At 64.0% G+C, this 20,952-nt stretch carries 18 protein-coding genes; 8 read left to right on the top strand and 10 right to left on the bottom strand.

Features of this window, described 5'->3' with window-relative positions; genetic code table 11:
* Window positions 1-7: 7 nt before the first annotated feature.
* From hisB to hisD, 3 genes are read right to left on the bottom strand one after another with little or no spacing between them, the layout of a single operon-like run.
* A complete protein-coding gene (gene hisB / locus CE_RS09945; protein WP_006767999.1) occupies window positions 8-616 on the bottom strand; it encodes an imidazoleglycerol-phosphate dehydratase HisB in 609 nt (202 codons plus the stop codon).
* A 55-nt stretch (window positions 617-671) separates the two neighbouring features.
* On the bottom strand, window positions 672-1,790 hold the full coding sequence (locus CE_RS09950; RefSeq protein ID WP_006768000.1) for a histidinol-phosphate transaminase: 1,119 nt from the start codon (window positions 1,788-1,790) through the stop codon (window positions 672-674).
* 19 nt (window positions 1,791-1,809) lie between these two features.
* On the bottom strand, window positions 1,810-3,165 hold the full coding sequence (gene hisD, locus CE_RS09955; protein WP_006768001.1) for a histidinol dehydrogenase: 1,356 nt from the start codon (window positions 3,163-3,165) through the stop codon (window positions 1,810-1,812).
* A 424-nt stretch (window positions 3,166-3,589) separates the two neighbouring features.
* Between hisD and CE_RS09960 the strand changes: the two genes are divergently transcribed.
* On the top strand, window positions 3,590-5,035 hold the full coding sequence (locus CE_RS09960; protein WP_006768003.1) for a YbjN domain-containing protein: 1,446 nt from the start codon (window positions 3,590-3,592) through the stop codon (window positions 5,033-5,035).
* On the opposite strand, the gene CE_RS09965 is transcribed toward CE_RS09960, so the two are convergent.
* The 3 genes from CE_RS09965 to CE_RS09975 all read right to left on the bottom strand — a co-directional run bounded on the left by CE_RS09965 (window position 5,003) and on the right by CE_RS09975 (window position 7,260).
* Window positions 5,003-5,617: a hypothetical protein gene (locus CE_RS09965; RefSeq protein WP_011075708.1), complete on the bottom strand. Its 615-nt coding sequence runs from the start codon at window positions 5,615-5,617 to the stop codon at window positions 5,003-5,005. The two genes, CE_RS09960 and CE_RS09965, sit on opposite strands and share 33 nt — an antisense overlap.
* A 66-nt stretch (window positions 5,618-5,683) precedes the next feature.
* A complete protein-coding gene (locus tag CE_RS09970) occupies window positions 5,684-6,457 on the bottom strand; it encodes a MerR family transcriptional regulator (protein ID WP_173362611.1) in 774 nt (257 codons plus the stop codon).
* Between the two features lie 113 nt (window positions 6,458-6,570).
* A complete protein-coding gene (locus tag CE_RS09975; RefSeq protein WP_035108846.1) occupies window positions 6,571-7,260 on the bottom strand; it encodes a hypothetical protein in 690 nt (229 codons plus the stop codon).
* 124 nt (window positions 7,261-7,384) lie between these two features.
* Between CE_RS09975 and CE_RS09980 the strand changes: the two genes are divergently transcribed.
* Window positions 7,385-7,945: a TetR family transcriptional regulator gene (locus CE_RS09980; protein ID WP_231295020.1), complete on the top strand. Its 561-nt coding sequence runs from the start codon at window positions 7,385-7,387 to the stop codon at window positions 7,943-7,945.
* Window positions 7,946-7,951: 6 nt separating this feature from the next.
* Window positions 7,952-10,606: a glycogen debranching protein GlgX gene (gene glgX, locus CE_RS09985; RefSeq protein ID WP_006768008.1), complete on the top strand. Its 2,655-nt coding sequence runs from the start codon at window positions 7,952-7,954 to the stop codon at window positions 10,604-10,606.
* A gap of 12 nt (window positions 10,607-10,618) precedes the next feature.
* Here glgX and CE_RS09990 read toward each other — a convergent pair whose 3' ends face one another.
* The 4 genes from CE_RS09990 to CE_RS10005 all read right to left on the bottom strand — a co-directional run bounded on the left by CE_RS09990 (window position 10,619) and on the right by CE_RS10005 (window position 14,323).
* On the bottom strand, window positions 10,619-11,434 hold the full coding sequence (locus CE_RS09990) for an ABC transporter ATP-binding protein (protein WP_006768009.1): 816 nt from the start codon (window positions 11,432-11,434) through the stop codon (window positions 10,619-10,621).
* Window positions 11,431-12,411: a FecCD family ABC transporter permease gene (locus CE_RS09995; RefSeq protein ID WP_407921257.1), complete on the bottom strand. Its 981-nt coding sequence runs from the start codon at window positions 12,409-12,411 to the stop codon at window positions 11,431-11,433. The genes CE_RS09990 and CE_RS09995 overlap by 4 nt, the downstream gene beginning before the upstream one ends.
* A 117-nt stretch (window positions 12,412-12,528) precedes the next feature.
* Window positions 12,529-13,560: an ABC transporter substrate-binding protein gene (locus tag CE_RS10000; RefSeq protein ID WP_011075711.1), complete on the bottom strand. Its 1,032-nt coding sequence runs from the start codon at window positions 13,558-13,560 to the stop codon at window positions 12,529-12,531.
* A gap of 208 nt (window positions 13,561-13,768) precedes the next feature.
* Entirely contained in the window at window positions 13,769-14,323 is a 555-nt protein-coding gene (locus CE_RS10005) for a winged helix-turn-helix transcriptional regulator (protein ID WP_006768013.1), read from the bottom strand.
* Window positions 14,324-14,679: 356 nt separating this feature from the next.
* Between CE_RS10005 and CE_RS10010 the strand changes: the two genes are divergently transcribed.
* From CE_RS10010 to CE_RS15740, 5 genes are all read left to right on the top strand, one after another.
* A complete protein-coding gene (locus tag CE_RS10010; protein WP_035108947.1) occupies window positions 14,680-16,131 on the top strand; it encodes an exonuclease domain-containing protein in 1,452 nt (483 codons plus the stop codon).
* Between the two features lie 104 nt (window positions 16,132-16,235).
* Window positions 16,236-16,934 carry a hypothetical protein gene (locus CE_RS10015; RefSeq protein ID WP_006768015.1) on the top strand — a complete coding sequence of 233 codons (699 nt, stop codon included), beginning with the start codon at window positions 16,236-16,238 and terminating at the stop codon, window positions 16,932-16,934.
* Window positions 16,935-17,050: 116 nt separating this feature from the next.
* Window positions 17,051-19,492, top strand: coding sequence for a malto-oligosyltrehalose synthase (gene treY, locus CE_RS10020; RefSeq protein ID WP_006768016.1), 2,442 nt, complete (start codon window positions 17,051-17,053; stop codon window positions 19,490-19,492).
* Between the two features lie 95 nt (window positions 19,493-19,587).
* Window positions 19,588-20,676, top strand: a complete 1,089-nt coding sequence (locus CE_RS10025; RefSeq protein WP_006768017.1) for a GTP pyrophosphokinase — start codon at window positions 19,588-19,590, stop codon at window positions 20,674-20,676.
* Window positions 20,677-20,774: 98 nt separating this feature from the next.
* A complete protein-coding gene (locus CE_RS15740; protein ID WP_006768018.1) occupies window positions 20,775-20,906 on the top strand; it encodes a hypothetical protein in 132 nt (43 codons plus the stop codon).
* The last annotated feature ends 46 nt before the right edge of the window (window positions 20,907-20,952 follow it).

Here is a 20,952-nt window from a genome sequence, read left to right on the forward strand (position 1 = left end):
TCATCTTCTACAACGCACCCTTGGTGGAGGGGATCCCGGTCTGACGCGGGTCCATCTCCACGGCGGCGCGCAGAGCGCGGGCAACGGCCTTGTACTCGGCCTCGGTGATGTGGTGGGGATCGCGCCCGTAGTGGCAGATCACGTGCAGGGTGATCCGTGAATTCAGCGCGAGGGTCTCGAAGAAGTGCTCATTGATCACGGTGGCGTAGTGCCCGCCGATGACGGCGCTGATCATGTGGTCTGGTTCACCGTTGATGACGAAGTACGGGCGGCCGGAGATATCCACCACGGCCTCCACCAGAGCCTCATCCATGGGCAGCTGGCAGGAGGCGAAACGGCGGATGCCCTTCTTGTCGCCGATGGCATCCAGCAGTGCCTGACCGAGGACGATGGCGGTGTCCTCGACGGTGTGGTGGGCATCGATCTCGATGTCACCCTTGGCGTGGACCGTGAGGTCGAAGCTGCCGTGGACACCGAAGGCGGTGAGCATGTGATCGAAGAACGGCAGGCCGGTGTCGATGTCGACCGTGCCGGTGCCGTCGAGGTTGATCTCGACGGTGATGTCGGATTCGCTGGTGGTGCGGGTGGCACGACCGATACGTGGTGCGGTGGTCATGTGGTGATTCTCCCTCGGTGGGTGGTGGTCGTCGGATCGCGTGGAGACGGATCGCTTAGAGGTTGAGGCCGGAGATCTCGGCGGCGGCGGCCAGGAAGGAGTCGTTCTCCTCCGGCAGCCCGATGGTGACGCGCAGGTGGCCCGACACACCGACGTCGCGGATGAGCACTCCCCGATCCAGGAAGGCCTCCCATGCGGTGTGCTGGTCGGTGAACTTCCCGAAGAAGATGAAGTTGGATTCGCTGGGCACCTGGGTGTAACCCAGTTCCTCCAGGCGGGCGGCCACCCGGATGCGCTCGGAGGAGAGCTTGGCCACGGTGGCCAGCGTGTCATCTCGGTGACGCAGCGCCACGGTCGCGGCCGCCTGGCTCAGGGCGGACAGGTGGTACGGCAGCCGCACCAGCATGACCGCCTCGATGAAGGCCGGAGCTGCCACGAAGTACCCGAGACGCCCTCCGGCGAAGTCGAAGGCCTTGGACATGGTGCGTGAGACCACCAGCTTGGCCGGGTACCGGGTGATCAGGGTGGTCGCCGACGGTGACGGTGAGAACTCCGCATAGGCCTCATCAACGATGACGATGCCCGGTGCGGCGTTGATGATCTTCTCGATGTCCGCCAGGCTGGTGATATCACCGGTGGGGTTGTTCGGGGTGGTCACGAAGATGATGTCGGGGACGTGCTCCTCGATGGCGGCGAGGGCTGCGTCCATGTCGATGCGGAAATCGGCACCGCGGGGGATGGCGATGAACTCCGTCTGGGTGCCCTTGGACAGGATCGGGTGCATGGAGTAGCTCGGCTGGAACCCCAGGGCCTTGCGTCCGGGTCCGCCGAAGGCCTGGAGCAGCTGCTGGAGGACCTCGTTGGAGCCGTTGGCGGCCCACAGGTTCTCCCGGGTGACCTGCACCCCGGTCTGGTGGGTGATGTAGTCGGCCAGTGCGTCGCGAAGCTCCACGGAGTCCCGCTCCGGGTACCGGTTGAGCTCGGTGGCGGTGGCCCGGACCGTCTCGACGAGGTCCGCGATGAGGGCCTCGGAGGGTGGGTAGGGGTTCTCGTTGGTGTTCAGGCGTACGGAAACGTTGAGCTGTGGTGCTCCGTAGGCGCTTTCACCGCGCAGTTCCTCGCGCAGTGGCAGGTCGGACAGGGTGACCTCGGGGGCGAGGGTCGTGTCAGTCATGGTGTGTGGGCCTCGTGCTCTACGCGGTTGCGTCAGGGGTGTCGGTGGTATCGGCGGTGGTGGTGGGCAGGGTCTCGAACCGGGCGCGGATCGCCTCCCCGTGGGCGGGCAGATCCTCGGCGTCAGCGAAGTTGATGACCACCTCGGAGATGTCCTTCAGCGCGGCCTCATCGTATTCGATGAGGTTGACCGGGCGCAGGAAGGTGTGGGTGGACAGCCCGGCGGAGAACCGTGCGGTGCCGGAGGTCGGCAGCACGTGGTTGGAACCGGCGGAATAGTCACCCAGCGGCACCGGGGAGAAGTCACCGACGAAGATCGCGCCGGCGTTGGAGATCCGTTCGGAGACTTCACGGGCGTTGGCGGTGTGCACCTCCAGGTGCTCGGCCGCGTACTGGTCGGCCACGGCGATGCCGACCTCGATGTCGTCGACAAGCACGATGCCGCTCTGCTTGCCGCGCAGGGCCTCCGCGACGCGATCGGCGTTGCGGGTGATGGCATAGCGTGCCTCGATTTCACGGTTGACATCCCGGGCCAGCTGCTCGGAGTCGGTGATCAGGACGGAGGCTGCCATGACATCGTGTTCAGCCTGGCTGATGAGGTCATAGGCGACGTTGACCGGGTTGGCGGTGTCGTCGGCGAGGATGGCGATCTCGGTGGGGCCGGCCTCGGAGTCGGTGCCCACGACACCACGGACCAGCCGCTTGGCTGCGGTGACGAAGATGTTGCCCGGGCCGGTGATGATGTCCACCGGCTCCAGATCTGCGCTGTCATCACCGAAGGCCAGCAGGGCCACGGCCTGGGCGCCACCGACGGCCCACACCTCGTCCACCCCGAGGATGGAGCAGGCGGCGAGGATCGTCGGGTGTGGCCAGCCACCATGGTCGGCCTGCGGTGGGGATGCCACCACGAGGGTGCCCACCCCGGCCTCCTGTGCGGGGACCGCATTCATGATCACGCTGGAGGGATAGACAGCGTTACCACCGGGGACGTACAGGCCCACGCGGTCAATCGGCAGGAACCGCTCGGTGACGGTGCCACCCGGTGCCAGCTCTGTGGTGTGTTCGCGTGGTTTCTGATCGGCGTGGACCTTCCGGACACGACGGATGGATTCCTCGATGGCCTCGCGGACCCTGGGGTCGAGGGTGTCCTCGGCGGCCTTGAGCACCTCAGCCGGAACCCGCACGGATGCGGGACGGATATGGTCGAATTTCTCGCCGTAGTCCAGCGCGGCCTCTGCACCGCGGTTCTGCACGTCATCGACGACCGGCTCAACGATGGGCAGAACGGACACAACGTCGGTTCCACCGCGTGGCAGGGCACGTCGGATGTCGCTCTTGGATGGTGTGTGACCACGGAGGTCAGTGACATTCAGCATGGCGAGAATTTCTCCCTAAAGAGTGTGGGGGCTTCTGCAAAAGGCCGGTGGTGTCAAGAAGACCCCGGATGCACCGGTTGCGATACCTCCGGATGATCCTGTGTCGGGCTGCTTCACACCACACGGTGATCTATTGTATTCCCCACCGGTTGGAAAGCGGATTTGGGTACAGAACCGGGTGTTTCCTTTAGACTGATGAGTCAGACCCCGTAACCGGACACTGGCCGCGGGACCCCCTCCCGGCCCGCGGGGAACAGGCAAACCGCCATGTGAGAATCAGCACCCGAGGGGAGGACGATACCCGGCGCGGTGTTCCTCCCCCCGACCGACACCCTGACCAACGCCCTGACCGACACCGTGACCGCACCAACCGAGATAAGAGACAAGGACCGGGCTTCACACTTTGACTGATCGTAATTTCAACATGCCAGACACACTCCTCCCCCGGCCGGTTGACCTGGACCGGGTGGAGGATGCTGTGGATGCACTGGGTTACCAGTTCCTGGCTGCGGATGACCGGTTGCTCCTGCCGTGGCCCAATCATCGCATCTCCATGTACTTCGGTCATGAATCCGGTGTGCATCTGACCATGGTGGCCCGCATGCGGATGTCCCTGGATCTGTCCATGATCAACGATGTCGCCCATGCGTTGAACAGGTGGAACACCGAGCGCATCGCCCCGGCCGCCATGCTGCATGTGGGTGACCTCGGGGAGATCGAGATCCGGTTCCGTTCCTCGCTGAGCGTCGACGAGGGTGTCTCCACCGATCAGCTCCTCCAGTTCATCCAGCTGACCATCAACACCGTCGAGATGGCGGTGGATACTGTCCTGGAGTTGTTCTCCGAGCTGGACATCACCGGCGCGGGCAGTGAGGAACTGCGTGCCGAACAGGACGAGGAGGATCTCATCGCGGATATCGTCGGTCTGTGGGTCCCACCGTCAGTCAACCGCCACGGTTTCGAGCGCGGTTCCGAAAGCAGGAACATGGATACGCCCCGTCACCCTTCCTCTCATCATGACCACAACGACCACCACGGTGATGATCACCATGATGACCACCCCGATGGGGACGATCCCGGCTCCCCCGACGGTGAAACGGGATCCGAGCCGGTCCGGGAGACTCCCGATGAGCCGTTCCTGCCGATCTTCTCGGAGTTCGCGGGGACGGACCTGACCGACGGGACAGAGGGTCCGGCTGACTCCCCCGGTCCCACCACCGGCCGGCACCGGGGTGATGAGGACGGAGATCTGCTCGACCTGCTCGCCTCGATGCGGGATCACGACGGGCAGACCACCGGCCCCGATGGGGGGATTCCCGCCATCGGGGACTCCTCGGTCACGCTGCCTGTCAACGGTGATGATGACGATGCCGACGACCTGGATGACATCGCGGACAGGGACCTCTATGACCCGGAGGACACCCACCCGGAATATCCCCGGGAGGTCACCCTCGACCGGATCCGGGATCACCTCGCAGACATCGGGGTGGTCAAGACCAGCGGCGAGGATGACTTCCTGGTCGCCTGGATCAATGAGGTGTTCATCGGCTTCTTCATCGATAACGGACCCACCTTCCTGGTCAAGGGGCACTGGGATCCCGACATGGATCCCGACCGGGACTTCATCAAACTGTTCATGATGTGCAACCAGTGGAATGAACGCTCATTGACCACCAAGGCGTTCTGTCACAAGGACACCCAGGGGTTGCAGGTGCGGGTGGAGTTCGCGGTGCCTACCGCGGAGGGACTGACCGACGGTCAGCTGCGGCACAATATCGCGCTGTCGATCCATCACATCCTGCAGGCGGTTGATTCCCTCAGTATCGAGGCCACCGGTTCATCGATCGTCGACTGGCCCGACCAGAATTAGGCCGGTGCCCGCGGCCTCATCATCCGGGGTATCCAGCGGTGTGACGAAGATGGCGCACCAGTACATCAGCACCGCCAGAAACGGGGCCATGAACAGGGCGCTGCCGGGCTCGATGGGTGGAACCACCTGGAAGGTCTCCCCCGCCCCGGCTGCATGCGCGGACGGATCCCCGTGCAGCCAGGTGGCCACGGTGTCACCGAAGGCGAGGAAGGTGGCCGCCCCTAGCAGGCTGACCAGACCGATCCAGATCAGCATGGGCAGGCCCCGGGTGGATTCCGACCGGAGGAACACCACCAGGGCCAGGGCCGCCCCGATGACCCCGGTGCTGATCGCAAACCAGATGTACCCGGTGAAGGCCACATTCGCCTCCACCGCGATGGAGGCGGTCTCCGCGTCCTCGACGTAGGCGGTGTAGGTGGGGCGCAGCACCCCCCACACCATCCCGCACAGCGCATAGACCACCAGGGACAGCGCCAGGACCCCCGCATACACGCCGGTGTTGGGACTGGGCCGGCGTGACCGCCGCGCGGCGGGTGTCGGGGGTTCGGGTGTGGCGGTGTAGCCCTGGTACGGGTTGCTCATGGAGTGTCAGGTTACCGTCACCGGGGTACCCGGCCATAAAGGAGCTTGTCGACGCCTCCCCCACGATCACTCCCACTGGACGTCGGTCAGATCCACCCCCTCCTGCTGCGCTTGGGTCTCCACCAGCGAGAGCAGATATTCAGCCCGGCCCTGGTAGGTGGCGTTGAACCGTTCGTCCTGGACATACATCCGGGCGAGGAGGACCTGCTTGGATCTGCTGACCTCATACCACTGACCGATGGAGGCGCGGTGGCGTTCGACCAGCTCAGCGGCCTCGTCGGACCCGGGTGTCACCTCCCGTTCCGCGGCATCCACCAGGTCCGCCACGAAGGTGTCCTGCTCCTCCTTGACCCGGTGCCAGTCCGCCCGGGTCATCTGCTCCTGGGCTCTGCGGGACTGTTCCCATTCGGGGGTCTCACCCCACCGTAGTTCAGCTTCGTCCTGGTATTCGGGTTTCCAGGTGCCACCGAAGAGCTCAATCTTCTCCTCGATGCTCATGTCCCTGTCATTCATGGTGTCCTCCCTGAGGATGTCATCAACCGCCCGGACCATCCGGTGCAGCTGACCGATACGTTCAACCAGAATTTCCCGTTGCCGCCTGAGCGCGCGGGAGGCATCCCCCGGGGCGTCGAGCAACCCTGCGATCTCATCCAGGGGGAGGCCGACCTCGCGGTAGACCAGTATCTGTAGTGCGATCTCAAGGTCCTCCCCGGTGTACATCCGGTGACCGGACCGGGTCCGGTGGCTCGGCACGAGCAGTCCGATGGAGTCCCAGTAGCGCAGGGTGCGCGTGCTGACGCGGAGAATCTCGGCTGCCTCGCCGATCTGGTAGTCGGTCATGGTTACAGTCTCCGCCATGACGCGACGTCAAGGTCAAGGCCATGGGCGAAAAAGGCAGGAAAAAACCCTGAAGGGCTGTCGTCCACTTCAGGGTTTGATCACCGATGGGGGAACTAGTCGCAGAACTTCCACTGGCCACCCTCGCGGAGGAAGCGCTGGGTTGCGGAATCGGTCTGACCATTGGCGGAGGCCACCACCCAGGCGGAGGCGCTGTTGCCATCAACCTGGATGTCAGTGATGGAGTCCACGGTGCCCGGGTCAGCACCGGGGATCTGGTTCAGTGGCACGTCCGGGATGGTGCTGAAGTCCAGGGCTGCGGCACCACCATTGGCTTCGATCACACGGCTACAGGTGTTGCGGGGGACGTACTCCAACATCGACCGCAGGGTGGTCTGCTGCAGTGAACCCCGCACGAGGGATTCAATGGCTGCCGCATCCTCCGGGCTGGCTGCACGGCCACCCTCGACCGGCGCGAGGCTCTGGTAGGTGATGACCGGCTCAACCGGGACATTCTGCTGCGGGGCGGGTTGCTGCACAACCGGCTCGGAGGTCGGTGCCGGCTCCTGAGCGTCCTGCTCCGGTGCCTGCTCGGTCGCCTCATCCTCGGTGGTTTCCCCCTGGGTGTCCTCCCCGGATATGTCCTCCTCGGTCACCTTCGTGGTGGTTGTGGTGGAGGACGAGGTCTGCTTGGTGGTCGATGATGCGGTGGTGTCCTCATCATCACTGCCGCAGGCTGCCAGCACAAGCGGAGCCACCATGATGGCGGCAACGGCGGCCTTCTTCGCAGAAATACGAATGGACAAGTTCTTCTCCTGTAATTCATCAACGCGTACGCGCCCCTCGGGTGAGACACGAGTTGGCTCCGCTCACCCTATCAAGCCAGAGGGGGTCGGCGCTGTTTTAACGGCTGTCATTATGCTGGCAATTGTGCAATTGAACCGTGGAACCATCATCGATGCCGCCCTTTCCATCCTCAACTCCTACGGGCTGGCCGACATGACGATGCGCCGGGTGGCCAAACAGCTGGATGTCGCCCCCGGTGCCCTGTACTGGCATTTCAAGAACAAACAGGAACTGATCGGCGCGACCGCCCGGAGAATCCTGGAACCGTTGTTGATACAGCGGGATGAAGAGGACGTCGAAAAGCGTGACGCGGTGACCACGTGCGCGCAGTTACGTGAGCTGATGATCAACCACCGGGACGGCGCGGAGGTGGTCAGCGCGGCGCTCAGCGACGCCACCCTGCACGATGAACTGGAGGCCCTCATCGCTGTCACCCTGCCCACCCAGGAGGGTGTCGGTGCTTTCACCCTGCTGCATTTCGTCATCGGTGCCGTCCTGGCGGAACAGACGCAACGCCAGCTCCGGGAATTGACCGGTGACGACACCCCCACGCCCGCCGGGGAAGACCCGGCGTTTGAAGAACGGTTCCTGACCGGCATAAGAATCATCATTACCGGACTAGATGCGCTCGGCAGGATAAGATAGCTTTCCATGACATCAAGCAGTGAACACAGCTACTCCGTATGGCCGGGTGATGCCTACCCGCTCGGCTCGAAATACGACGGTGCAGGCACCAACTTTGCACTGTTTTCAGACGTTGCCGAAAGCGTCGAGCTCTGCCTCGTCGATGAGAATGACAATGAGACCAGGATCAAGCTGGAGGAAAAAGACAACAACGTCTGGCACTGCTACCTTCCGGGCATCCTGCCCGGCCAGCGGTACGGTTACCGCGTGCACGGCCCCTGGGACCCGGACAACGGCAAGCGCTGCGATGCCAGCAAGTTCCTGGTGGATCCCTACGCCCGCGCCTTCGTCGGCGAATATGACGGCCACCCCTCATTGTTCAGCTACGACATCATGGACCCGGAGAACCCCCACGGCCGCAACACCGAGGACAGCCTCCCCCACTCCATGAAGTCCGTGGTTGTCAGCCCGTTCTTCGACTGGGGCAATGACCAGCCACCGCGCACCCCGTACCACGAGACCGTGATCTACGAGGCGCATGTCAAGGGTATGACCATGACCCACCCGGACATCCCCGAGAACCTCCGGGGCACCTATGCCGGTCTGGCACACCCCAAGATCATCGAGTACCTGGTGGATCTGGGCATCACCGCCATCGAGCTCATGCCCGTGCACCAGTTCATGCAGGACGACCGCCTGCGTGAACTCGGCCTGCGCAACTACTGGGGATACAACACCTTCGGGTTCTTCGCCCCCCAGAATGACTACTCCTCGGCGAGCACCCCGGGTGCGGCCGTCGCCGAGTTCAAGGCCATGGTGCGATCCTTCCACGAGGCGGGCATCGAGGTCATCCTCGATGTGGTGTACAACCACACCGCCGAGGGCAACCACATGGGCCCGACCATCTCCTTCCGCGGTATTGACAACGAGGCCTACTACCGCCTCGTGGACGGCGATGAACGTCACTACATGGACTACACCGGTACCGGCAACTCCCTCAACGTGCGCGACCCGCACTCCCTGCAGCTGATCATGGACTCCCTGCGGTACTGGGTCACCGAGATGCATGTCGACGGTTTCCGCTTCGATCTCGCCTCCACCCTGGCCCGCGAGCTGCACGATGTGGACCGCCTGGCGACCTTCTTCGACCTGGTCCAACAGGACCCGGTGGTCTCCCAGGTCAAACTCATCGCCGAACCATGGGACATCGGCGAAGGCGGCTACCAGGTCGGTAACTTCCCACCACTGTGGACCGAGTGGAACGGCAAGTACCGCGACACCGTCCGTGACTTCTGGCGTGGTGAGCCGGCCACCCTCGGTGAGTTCGCCTCCCGCCTGACCGGCTCCTCGGACCTGTACGCCCACAATGGTCGCCGCCCCACCGCCTCGATCAACTTCGTCACCGCCCACGACGGTTTCACCCTCAACGACCTGGTCAGCTACAACGAGAAGCACAACATGGCCAACGGTGAGGACAACCGTGACGGTGAATCCCACAACCGTTCCTGGAACTGTGGTGTCGAGGGCCCCACCGATGATCCGGAGATCCTGCAGCTGCGCGCCCAGCAGCGTCGCAACTTCCTGACCACCCTGTTACTCTCCCAGGGCACACCGATGATCTCCCACGGTGATGAGATGGCCAGGACCCAGAACGGCAACAACAATGTCTACTGCCAGGACAACGAATTGGCGTGGATCAACTGGGATCAAGCCATTGAGCACAAGGACCTGCTGAGCTTCACCCGACGTCTGCTGCGGATCCGGGCCGAGCACCCGGTGTTCCGTCGCCGCCGGTTCCTCGCCGGTGGCCCGCTGGGCTCCGACGTCCGCAAACGTGACATCGCCTGGTTGGTGCCGGACGGACAGCTGATGACCCAGGACGACTGGGACTTCGCCTTCGGTAAATCCCTCATGGTCTTCCTCAACGGTGATGCCATCGTCGAACCGGATTACCGGGGTCAGAAGATCGAGGATGATTCCTTCATCCTCATGTTCAACGCCCACCATGAGGCCATCGACTTCACCCTCCCCCCGGAGCATTTCGGTATGAAATGGAAGCTGCTGGTGGACACCACCGAGGCGATCGGTTATCCGCTGGAGGAGCTCACCATCGAGGCTGGCGGAACCCTCACGGTGCCCGCCCGCTCCAGCATGCTGCTGCGCCAGATCGAGGCACCGGATTACACCAAGCTGGATGAGCGCATCGCACGTGAGGCCCGGGAAGTGGAAGAGGCGCGCAAGCGTGAATCCACCGATGCCGAGGCTGCGCTGCGTGCCTCCGTAGGTGCCGCCCTGAAAGCCGAGGAGGAGGCTGTCCAGCACTTCACCGAGCGCACCAAGGCCAGTGTCGGTACCGAGGGAGAGGAATCCGAGGCTGCGGATACCATCCCTGGGGAACTTCCGGAGGAGAACACCGGGGAAGACACCGCTGAAGAGTCCGGCGACGCGGACAAGGTTTCCCCGGAGGTTGCTGTGGAAGCAGACGCCGAGGACGACAGCGAGGATGACGCGGAGTCTGACACCTCGACGGACCTCGGGGCCGATGACAAGGTCGTCCACGCCTCCCGCGCGGACAAGCCTGCCGAGGAGACGGAGACTCTGGATGAGGACGAGGAGCTGATGCGCAAACGTCAGGCTGCTGCACAGGAGGATGACTACGACTCAGCCGAGGATGAGTACTAGAATCCGCTGACGTCAGTTCCCTGAGGGGCGCCTGGGTATCACCACCGGGCGCCCCTCATGCGTTGTCACTGCCACACTCGCCCCGTAGATCTCACGGATACGCGACACGGTGAGCACCTCCTCAGCAGCCCCCTCGGCGACCTTCCGTCCACCCGCCATCATGAGCACCCGGTCACCGTACTGGGCGGTGAGGGTGAGATCATGCATGGCTGCAATAACTGTGAGACCACGGCGGGCGCGGACGGAGTCAATGAGTTCCAGTGTCTCCTGCGCATGGCCGATATCCAGCGCGGAGGTGGGTTCATCCAGGAGCAGCACCTCGGGTTCCTGCGCGAGTGCCCGGGCCAGACTGACGCGCTGGCGTTCGCCCCCGGACAGGGACGAGACAAACCGGCCGGAGTAGTCATGCAGGTTGAGCTCATCAAGGCACCGCTGCACCACCCGTGCGTCGTGTTTTCCCGGAACCCGGCTGTGGGGATGGCGCCCGAGGAGAACATAGTCATAGACGTCCATACCCTCCGGGATGGTGGGGGTCTGGGGCATCAGCGCAACGGTGCACGCGAGGTGCCGACGGTGTCGCGCCGCAGCCGGGCTGAGGAGATTGCGTGTCGACGAGGCGGTGATGTCGATGTCGGCCACCGTGATCCTCCCGGCTTCCACCGGGAGCACCCGGGCGAGCGCATGCAACAGGGAGGTCTTGCCACACCCGTTGGGACCGACGATGTTGACCCACTGGCCACGCTGGACATGGGTGGTCATCCCAGCCACCGCGGTGCGTCCCGCCCCCGGGTAGCGCACGGATACATTCTCACAGTCAACAATGTTCATGCCGTCCTGCCTTCCCGGCGGGGCCTGCTGGATCGTCTCAGGATGAACAGGAAGAACGGGGACCCCACCGCGGCGGTGACCACACCGACGGGAAGTTCCTGTGGGGCCAGGATGGTACGGCCGATGGTGTCCGCGGTGACCAGGAAGATCGCACCCCACACCAGGGTCAGGGGCAGCAGCAGGCGGTGGCCCGGGCCGCACAACAGGCGGATGGCGTGGGGGACGATGATGCCCACGAAACCGATGAGACCGGAAATGGCCACCACCGAGGCGGTCCCCAGGGTGGCCACCGCCACCAGGGACATCCGGACCACCGTGGGATCAATCCCGAGGGTACGGGCCTCAATATCACCGACGGTCATCACATCGAGTAACCGCGCCGAGGAGAGAATCAGCACGGCACACAGCGCGGCGGGGATGGCGACACTGACCACTGATTCCCACCGGCTGACGTTCAGGCTGCCGAGCATCCACACATAGATCCGTGACACGGTGTCGATGTTGCGCTGTTGGATATAGGTCTGGATGGAGCTGGCAAACGCGGCGACCGCCACGCCCGCCAGGATCACCACGGTGGCAGAGGACCCGAATCCCACTCCCCTGCTGACCAGTACCGTGGCGGCCACGGCGGTGATACCACCGATGAAAGCAGCCCCGATGATCCCGAACCCGCCGGCCGTCAACCCCAGGGATACGCCACCGACGATGACCAGTGTGACACCGAGTCCCGCGCCCGCGGAGACCCCCAGGAGATAGGGATCGGCCAGCGGGTTGCGGAACACCGCCTGATAGGCCGCACCGGAGAGCGCCAACGTCGCCCCCACCACCATGGCGGTGACGATGCGGGGCAGGCGGATGTTGAAGAACACCGCCTGCTCACGGTCGCTGAGTGTCTCGGTTCCGGTGAGGTGCGCGAGGACCTGACCCGGGCTGAGGTCGATGATGCCGGAGAATCCCGAGTAGATGGCCACCACCATCAGGACGACGAGGGATGCCGCGGTGGCGATGAAGGGATTGGTGGCGGCTGTTCTGATCTTGTTCACTATGGTGTCTGGACCCGGTTATTCCTGATTGTTCCTGATGGTTGAAGAGGGTTAGGCCGCCGCCGGTGCGGCGGCATTCCCCATGGCTGGAACGACCCGCTCATTGAGCTGGCGGGCGATCTCCTCCACGAGCTCGGACACCCGGGGTCCCCAGCGTGAGGCCAGGTCATCATCGAGGCTGATCACCTGGTCTTCGCGCACGGCGTCGATGGTCTCCCAACCGGGGCGGGAGGCGACGGTCTCCGGGTCCATCCCCTCGGCCTTGGTGTTGGCCAGGAAGATGATGTCCGGGTTGGCTGCCACCACAGCTTCGCTGGTCAGCTGGGGGTAGTCATCGGTATCCGGTGCAATCGAGCTGAGGCCGAAGGCGGCGTAGATCTGCCCGAGGTAGGTCCGGTCGGAGATGGAATGGTAGCTGCTGGACAGCTCATGATAATAGGTCAGACCCGCGTCCTTGAGATCCTGTGGGACGGTGGCGATGGCCTCGTCGATGGTGGTCTGCATGTCGTCGACAAGCTCGGTGGCGTTCTCCCGGTTGCCGGTGGCCTCACCCAGGAGCTCAATCTGCTCATAGGTGTCCTCCAGTACCTCGGAGGCGTCCAACATGAGGGTGGGAACACCCGCGGCGGTGAGTCCGTCGATGATGCCCTCCCCGGTGGGGGTGAGCACAACAAGGTCGGGGTCATACTCCAGGACCGCCTCCACGTTCGGGGTGTACCCCGAGAGTCCATCCACGCGGGGTGCCTCCTCCGGGTAGTTGGAGTACTCGTCGGCGGCGATGACCTGGTCGCCGGAACCGATGGCGAACAGCATCTCCGTGCTGGTGGGTGACAGGCTGACGATGCGTTCGGGTTGGTCCCCGATGACCACCGGCCCATTCGGGATGGCGGTGATCGTCACCGGGAACCCCTCGGCGGTGGTGGTCGTTGCATCGGTGCCGTCGGCGGACTCCCCCGTCTCCTGCTCACTGCCACATCCCACCAGCGCGGTGGCGGCCAGAAGCGCCGAGGCCACCAGGGCCGGGAGGGAACGACGTCTGCGGGATCGTGGGATTCGGGTGCCGGGGATGGTGTGTGGTGCCATGAGCTGAAACTCCCTATGGATACTCGTGTGGAGACGGTCCGCCTCCCGGCACTGGGGAACGGGTCACCGCCGTACACACCGGGGTGTACACGGCGGTGACCTCAACCTCCGGGGCCTGGGATGGGCGGGTGAAGATCACCTCCACTCTAAACCCTGCCACTCCCGGTGTATCCGGGGGCATTGTCCACAGACCCCACGGGAAGCACTCTCAGGAGGCCCTGGTCTGGCTTTTTCTCGTTTTCCTGCGGAAATCCATGACCTCATCCATGTGGGAAACTGTCCACTCGTAAACGCTCTGCAGCGGTTCGATGACCGACTCCCCCAGTTCTGTGAGCTCATAGTCCACCCGGGGCGGGATCTGATGATGGGAGGTGCGAGTGACCAGGCCATCCTCCACGAGGACACCGAGTCGCTGGGTGAGCACCTTGGGGGAGATGCCCTGCACCTTCTCCTTGATCTCCCCGTTGCGCAGGGGCCCGTCCTGGATGCTGAGGAGGATGAGCATCGCCCATTTGTCACCGATGGTGTCGAAGAGATCCCGGCTGAGACAGGACCTGTCGAAGGGATTCCAGGAGGGAATCCGGTTGTTGGCATCAACCCGTTCGAGGTCCCCGGCCCCTGCCGACTTCCTGGTGACGGCCGGATCTGTGGCAGGTGTGACAACCAGCTTCACCGGCGCGGCGGCCGGAACCTGGTCGGAGCCGTGCGTGGGGGCAGCCGACTGCGGTGCCTCGTGGAGCAACCGCATTGTCTTACTCCTCATCCCTTTACTCTTCCTTACCTTCAAGTTCAGTCCGAATTAACCACAGAGTACCGAGATACCCCGAGGGGATCCCGTGGGCACCACTGGGTGCTGCCACTGTGACCAGACTGTTGGCTGACTCAATGTTCTACTTACTGCGTCGTGGGATGGGTCGGAACCGTTACGGCCTCCCCGCTAGGAAAGTTCGCAGAATTCGCTGTGTGCTTGCTGCCGGGTTGTGGGGCAGGCACCCCGGGAGTGCATGGAGAGGAGGTCAACGGGGAGGTCTGTCGGGCCTGGGCGAGCGGTGGTCAACTATCGTGTCCACCCCACCTAGTAGGGTGGTGACCATTGATTCACACCGAAAGGACACCACTGTGATCGCGGCACACGGCGCAACCATCGCCCTGGATGGCTCCACCCTCACCATCACCTATTCGCCCCTGTTGACGGCCCTGTCGCAGTCCGGGGATCACACCCGGATCATTGATCTCACCTCGGTCACCGGGGTGGAGGTCACCCCACCCGATGCCCTGTCCTGCGGTGCGGTGGAACTCACCGGTGACACCCCCACCGTGATCACCTTCTCCCCCAATCAGACACAACAGGCGCAGGCTCTGGCCACCGATGTCACCACCATTCTCCGCGGCGGGACCCCCACCGCTCTCGCCGGTGGTGGGCCAGCAACCCCGGAACCAGCCACTGTTGACGGGTTTGATTTCGTCGCCTTTGATGTGGAGACCGCCAACGATGACTGGGGATCGATCTGCCAGATCGGCCTGGTGCGCTATGAAAACGGGGTGGAGGTGGATTCGACCTCCTGGTTCTGCACCCCTCCCGAACCACTGAACTTCTTCGAGCCGGCCAATATCGCCATCCACGGCATCACCGCCGAACAGGTGGCGGGCGAACCCGCCTTCGCCGAGGTGCTCCCGAAGATGGTGGACTTCGTCGGTGACCTCCCCCTGGTCGCCCACAATGCCCAGTTCGATTTCACCGCGATCTCCCGGGCCTGTGCCGCAGCCGGCATCGAGGCTCCCGTGTTCAATTTCGGCTGCTCGCTGGCGTTGTCACGGTCCTCCCGGTTGAAGTTCCACAACCACCGTCTGCCCACCGTCGCCCAGGCCCTCGGGGTGGAGCTGCGCAAACACCACGATGCCACCGAGGATGCCCGTGCCTGCGCCGGCATCACCATCGAGCTGGCCCGCCGTCAGAATCACCAGGGCGGGTTCATCGACTTCATCCATAGTCAGGGCTTCACCCTCGGTTCCCTGGACACCGAGCGCGTCTACCCCGTCCTCCGTGACCGGTCCGGCGCCAACGTGGCGGTCCAGCGACGTCGACTGGGCCTGGACACCCGGGTGGCGGGCGCACCAACCAGCCCGGCCAGCCCGGCCAGCCCGGGCCCTGTTGCCACCGGCGGGAGGGAAGGCGGTCAGGCGTCGCAAAGCATCCCCCAGCAACCGGCAGCCAGGGAGAAACCGCGGGGTCGTGCGCCGTGGGACAAGGTGTCCACACCGGAGGTCATTCCCGATCCCAATCCGGATGCCGACCCGAACGGCCTGCTGTTCGGTCAGAATGTCACCCTCACCGGCGATTTTGAGCCCTATGAAAAGGGTGCGCTGTGGCAGCGCATCGCCGACCAGGGCGGACAGGTGGGCAAGAATGTGACCAGGAAGACCACCATCCTGGTCGCTGGCCCGTGGGCCACCATCACCAGTAAGCAGAAACGCGCCGAGGAGTTGAAGGAGAAGGGCCAGGACATCCAGATCTGGGATGACAAACAGCTCTTCGCAGCCCTCGGGCTGGATGAACAACCCCCCTTCTAATCCCTACCCCGCCCCTCGGGAACCAAACCGGGTCCAAGAGCAGTCAAACCCTGACACAGACGTTCACACACGGGTTGAAGGCCCGAGGACACCCAGGGGGATAGATGCTCGCCACCGCTACGACACCGGTGCACCCGGTGACCCACACACTGCCCATGGCCGCCACCATCCAACCGCGGCTCCACCACCGGGCGTGGCGGGAACGGGTGAGGTTCAGCAATGACGGGTTCTGCGACAGCCCCGCCAGCATCAGCCTCTCCCGTTCCCTGACCCTGGGGCTGGTGGCCGGGGACACCACGCTCAGCTACCGGGGGCTCGCCGAACTCGGCCTGGGCATCCGCCAGGCATGGGATCTGGCCGCGGACAACCTCGTGAGGGCCGCCCGCCGCCCCGAGGGCACGCGCTTCTACCTGCGTGATGCGGTCCACACCGGGCTTATCGACGCCCCACCGACCACCCCCGACGGTGGTGCCGGGATGACCGCTGTGCAGGTGAAGGTGCCCGGCGCGCCGGTGACCTCCTGGTTGGCGCATCCCCGGACCTTCACCATCCTCCACCGGCACCTGCAGAGCCGGCTGGGACGTGATCTCATCTATCTCGCCCCATTGCCCGACCTGCTCATCGCCTGCGTGACCCCTGATCCCACCGGCACCGGGCAGGAGATCGCCAGGCTGATCGCCGGCAGGTTACCGGAGGCCCGGATCCCGGGGGAGCACTATATCTGCGCAACTGCCCTGATCTACCGCCTCGGTTTCCCTGCCGTGGTCGGTGGCAGCGGTTCCGGTCCCGAGCCCGGGAGCTGATTCCGTCCCCCGGCGCAGACAAACCGACACCGGGACCGGGTTGTCATTAGTATCGGGTAACGATATTCGACCAGCAGTGTGTTTACAGCCAGCAGTGTGTTTACAGGAGGAACCCCATGGCACGTCCGATCAGCGCCACCTACCGACTTCAACTCCGCGGACCACAGGCAGATGAATCAGGACGGTCCTTCGGTTTCGCCGAGGCGAAGGCGATTCTGCCGTATCTGAAGAAACTCGGGGTCAGCCACCTGTACCTCTCCCCGATCCTGACCTCCATGCCGGATTCCAATCACGGTTATGATGTCATCGACCCGACCACCATTAATGGGGAACTCGGCGGAATGGAGGGGTTCCGGGCACTGGCGGAGGCCACCCACGAATACGGCATGGGCATCATCATCGACATCGTGCCCAACCACCTGGGTATCGCGGAGCCCTACCGTAACAAATGGTGGTGGGATGTGCTCAAACACGGGCAGGAGTCCGAGTTCGAATATTATTTCGACATCGACTGGCATGAGGACAACGGTTCCGGGGGCAAGCTCGGCATCCCGATCCTGGGTGCGGAGGGCGACACCGACAAGCTGGAACTGGATGAGGTCAATGATGAGAAGGTGCTGCGTTACTACGAGCACATCTTCCCCATCGCACCCGGCACCGGGGACGGCACCGTCGAGGAGGTCTACGAACGGCAGCACTACCGCCTGAACTACTGGCGTGACGGGGTGATCAACTACCGTCGCTTCTTCTCCGTGAACACCCTCGCAGGTGTTCGCCAGGAGGATGCGATGGTGTTTGAGCACACCCACCGTGTCCTGCGTGAGCTGGTCGCCGAGGATCTCATCGACGGTGTCCGCGTGGACCACCCTGACGGCCTGTCCGACCCCTTCGGTTATCTCCACCGCCTGCGGGAGGTGGTGGGGCCGGACCGCTGGCTGATCATCGAGAAGATCCTGGGTGTGGAGGAACCCCTCGACCCCCGCCTGTCGGTGGACGGCACCACCGGATATGACGCCCTACGCGAACTCGACGGGGTGTTCATCTCCCGGGAGGCAGAGGACAACTTCTCCATGCTCGCCCTGCAGAAGACCGGATCCACCTGGGATGAGGTGGCCCTGCACTCCACCGAGGTCGCCCTGAAGAGGGAGATCGCCCAGACCGAGCTGCACGCCGAGATCCGCCGCCTGGCCCGTGCCATGCGACGCGACAACTTCTCCACCGCGGGCACCAATGTGACCGAGGAGAAACTCCACGAGACCATCGAGGAACTCATCGCCGAGATGCCCGTCTACCGTGCGGACTACATCTCACTGTCACGCACCACCGCGACAATCATCGCGGACATGTCCCGGCGCTTCCCCTCCCGTCGGGATGCCCTGGACCTCATCGCCGCGGCCCTACTGGGCAACGGTGAGGCGAAGATCCGGTTCGCCCAGGTCTGTGGTGCCGTCATGGCCAAGGGTGTGGAGGACACCACCTTCTACCGGGCATCCCGTCTGGTGGCGCTGCAGGAGGTGGGGGGAGCGCCGGGGCGTTTCGGTGTCTCCGCGGCCGAGTTCCATCTGCTGCAGGAGGAGCGCAGCATGCTGTGGCCCCGTGCCATGACCACGCTGTCCACCCATGACACCAAGCGTGGTGAGGATGTCCGAGCCCGCATCATCGAGCTCACCGAGGACCCCTCGGAGTTCTCCGAGCTGGTCAACCGGGTCAGCGCCATCCTGCCGGCACCGGATGGTTCCACCGGGTTCTTCCTCTTCCAGAACCTGCTGGGGGTCTGGCCGACGGACGGGGTGATCACCGAATCGTTGCGCACCCGGTTCCACGACTACGCTCAGAAGGCCGTGCGTGAAGCCTCGGTGAAGACCACCTGGGTGGATCCGAATGAGGGGTTCGAATCCGCCCTCGCGGACTGGATTGATGCCTTGTTCGACGGCCCGGCCACCTCCATGATCACCGAGTTCGTCGCCCGTCTGCACCGCGGTGCCGTCCAGATATCCCTGGGTAGGAAGATGCTGCAACTGGTCGGGGCGGGCATCCCGGACACCTATCAGGGTGCCGAGTTCTTCGAGGATTCCCTCGTGGATCCCGACAACCGCCGGTTCGTCGATTACACCGCCCGTTCCCAGGCCCTCGACCAGTTGGAGGACTGGAACTGGTCCGAGGTGTCACAGCCTGGTTATGCCCACCTGGAGGAGCATTTCAACCTGGCCAAGATCGCCGTGGTCAAGCATGCCCACGCGGTACGCCAGGAATACCCCGCCTGTTTCGTCGGCGGTGACCACCAGGCGGTATTCGCCCAGGGTCGTGGGGAGGCACACATCGTCGGTATCGCCCGTGGCACGGACCGCCAGCACCTGAGCATCATCGGCCTGGCGGTGCGCAGGCCGTTGATCCTCGAGAAGACCGGTGGCTGGTTCGACACCACCGTCACCCTGCCGGCCGGACGCTGGCGCGATCGTCTCACCGACCGTACCTACAGCGGCATGGTCCCCGCCGAGGAGATTTTCGCGGATCTGCCGACCGCTCTGCTGGTGCTGCAGCCGGAAACCGAGATCTAGCAGGGAATCCCCTGCGGGGCTTCCTGTACCTGCGCCATCTGTGGGAGGTCAGACCAGTGACGCCCACCGGTGGTGTCCGACTACGCTGGGTGGGCGTGACGCACGACAAGACACTGGCCAGGTTCGGAAGTTATTACCACGAGTTCCGCCGCTCCCACCCCGGGGTGGCCGAGGATTTCCACGCCGCCATCGAGGAGTTACTCACCGATGGTGGTGTCACCTACGACCGGGTGAGCACCCGGCTGAAGGAGTGGTCGAGTCTCAAGGCCAAGGCCCGGAAGAGGGGCCCGGACGGTGCCCTGCTCTACCCCGACCCACGGCGTGATATCCACGACATGATCGGGGTGCGCATCACCACCTACCACTCCACCGAGATCCCCGTGGCGCTGAAGGTACTGCGGGATTCCTTCATCGTGCACAAGTCGGTGGACAAGGCCAAGGAGACCCGTATCTCCGGCGGATTCGGCTACGGGTCCCACCATCTCATCCTTGAGGTGGATGAAACCAACGAGGATCTCCAGGACTACGTGGGCCTGGTGTTCGAGGTTCAGGTGAGAACCGTGCTCCAGCACGCCTGGGCGGAGTTCGAGCATGATATCCGCTACAAGCGCAGCGGGATCGCCACCGGTGCCGCGGATGGCACCAACGGCCAGCTCAACCCGGAGGTGGACCGCATGTTCACCCTGGCTGCGGGGCTGATCGAACTGGCGGATCAGCAGTTCGACCAGATCGCCGCGCTGAAGGAGACCAGACAAACCACCGATGAGACGGTGGAGATCACCGCGGAGACCCTGCCGGGGGTCCTGGCGATGCTCATCGGCAACCGGTTCCCACGGCCCAGATCCGAGACCTACCGGTTCCTGGAGGAGATCCTCACCGTCCACGGTGTCACCTCGGTGGGTGCGTTGCGGGAGCTGCTGGATGTCACCGACATCGAGTTGTTGTTGAAGGTCATGCGCTATCGTTTCCACCCCGGCCAGACCCGCATCATTGATGATCTGCTGCTGAAGAAGTTCGGGCAGGCGCATATCGACGCCACCGCCCCGAAGGATGCGCAGCCACCCCAGACCAAACGTCGACGCCAGATGAAGCGGAAACTGGAGATGATGCAGCAGGCCCATATCGCAGAGCAACCCTCCCCTCTTTCCGCCGAGAGGAATACGGAGAGGGAACAGCAGCTATGAAACCCACCACCCCGCGTGCGTCGATGGGCGGCATGCGATACTGCTCAGAGTACGCTGGACACCAAATACAAACCGCTTGAACCAAGGAGCTACTGACAATGGGGTCATCCATTCTGGACTTTCCGATGCTCGCCGATTTCCTGCACGTGTGGGGACTGAGTGTGGCCAATTTCCTGCGCCCGATGGGCATCGATTTCCCACCGGCTGACTGGAGCCTCGGGTCCATCTAGGCGCACCCCATGCCCACATCCTGAAAGCGGGAACACCGTCCTCCGG

Origin of the sequence: Corynebacterium efficiens YS-314, assembly GCF_000011305.1 — a bacterium.
Classification (GTDB): domain Bacteria; phylum Actinomycetota; class Actinomycetes; order Mycobacteriales; family Mycobacteriaceae; genus Corynebacterium; species Corynebacterium efficiens.

Coding starts and splice junctions, on each gene's coding strand:
- hisB (WP_006767999.1), bottom strand. CDS start 616: ATGACCACCGCACCACGTATCGGTCGTGCCACCCGCACCACCAGCGAA.
- CE_RS09950 (WP_006768000.1), bottom strand. CDS start 1,790: ATGACTGACACGACCCTCGCCCCCGAGGTCACCCTGTCCGACCTGCCA.
- hisD (WP_006768001.1), bottom strand. CDS start 3,165: ATGCTGAATGTCACTGACCTCCGTGGTCACACACCATCCAAGAGCGAC.
- CE_RS09960 (WP_006768003.1), top strand. CDS start 3,590: ATGCCAGACACACTCCTCCCCCGGCCGGTTGACCTGGACCGGGTGGAG.
- CE_RS09965 (WP_011075708.1), bottom strand. CDS start 5,617: ATGAGCAACCCGTACCAGGGCTACACCGCCACACCCGAACCCCCGACA.
- CE_RS09970 (WP_173362611.1), bottom strand. CDS start 6,457: ATGACCGACTACCAGATCGGCGAGGCAGCCGAGATTCTCCGCGTCAGC.
- glgX (WP_006768008.1), top strand. CDS start 7,952: ATGACATCAAGCAGTGAACACAGCTACTCCGTATGGCCGGGTGATGCC.
- CE_RS09990 (WP_006768009.1), bottom strand. CDS start 11,434: ATGAACATTGTTGACTGTGAGAATGTATCCGTGCGCTACCCGGGGGCG.
- CE_RS09995 (WP_407921257.1), bottom strand. CDS start 12,411: ATGGTGGTGGCCATCTACTCGGGATTCTCCGGCATCATCGACCTCAGC.
- CE_RS10000 (WP_011075711.1), bottom strand. CDS start 13,560: ATGGCACCACACACCATCCCCGGCACCCGAATCCCACGATCCCGCAGA.
- CE_RS10005 (WP_006768013.1), bottom strand. CDS start 14,323: ATGAGGAGTAAGACAATGCGGTTGCTCCACGAGGCACCGCAGTCGGCT.
- CE_RS10015 (WP_006768015.1), top strand. CDS start 16,236: ATGCTCGCCACCGCTACGACACCGGTGCACCCGGTGACCCACACACTG.
- treY (WP_006768016.1), top strand. CDS start 17,051: ATGGCACGTCCGATCAGCGCCACCTACCGACTTCAACTCCGCGGACCA.
- CE_RS15740 (WP_006768018.1), top strand. CDS start 20,775: ATGGGGTCATCCATTCTGGACTTTCCGATGCTCGCCGATTTCCTGCAC.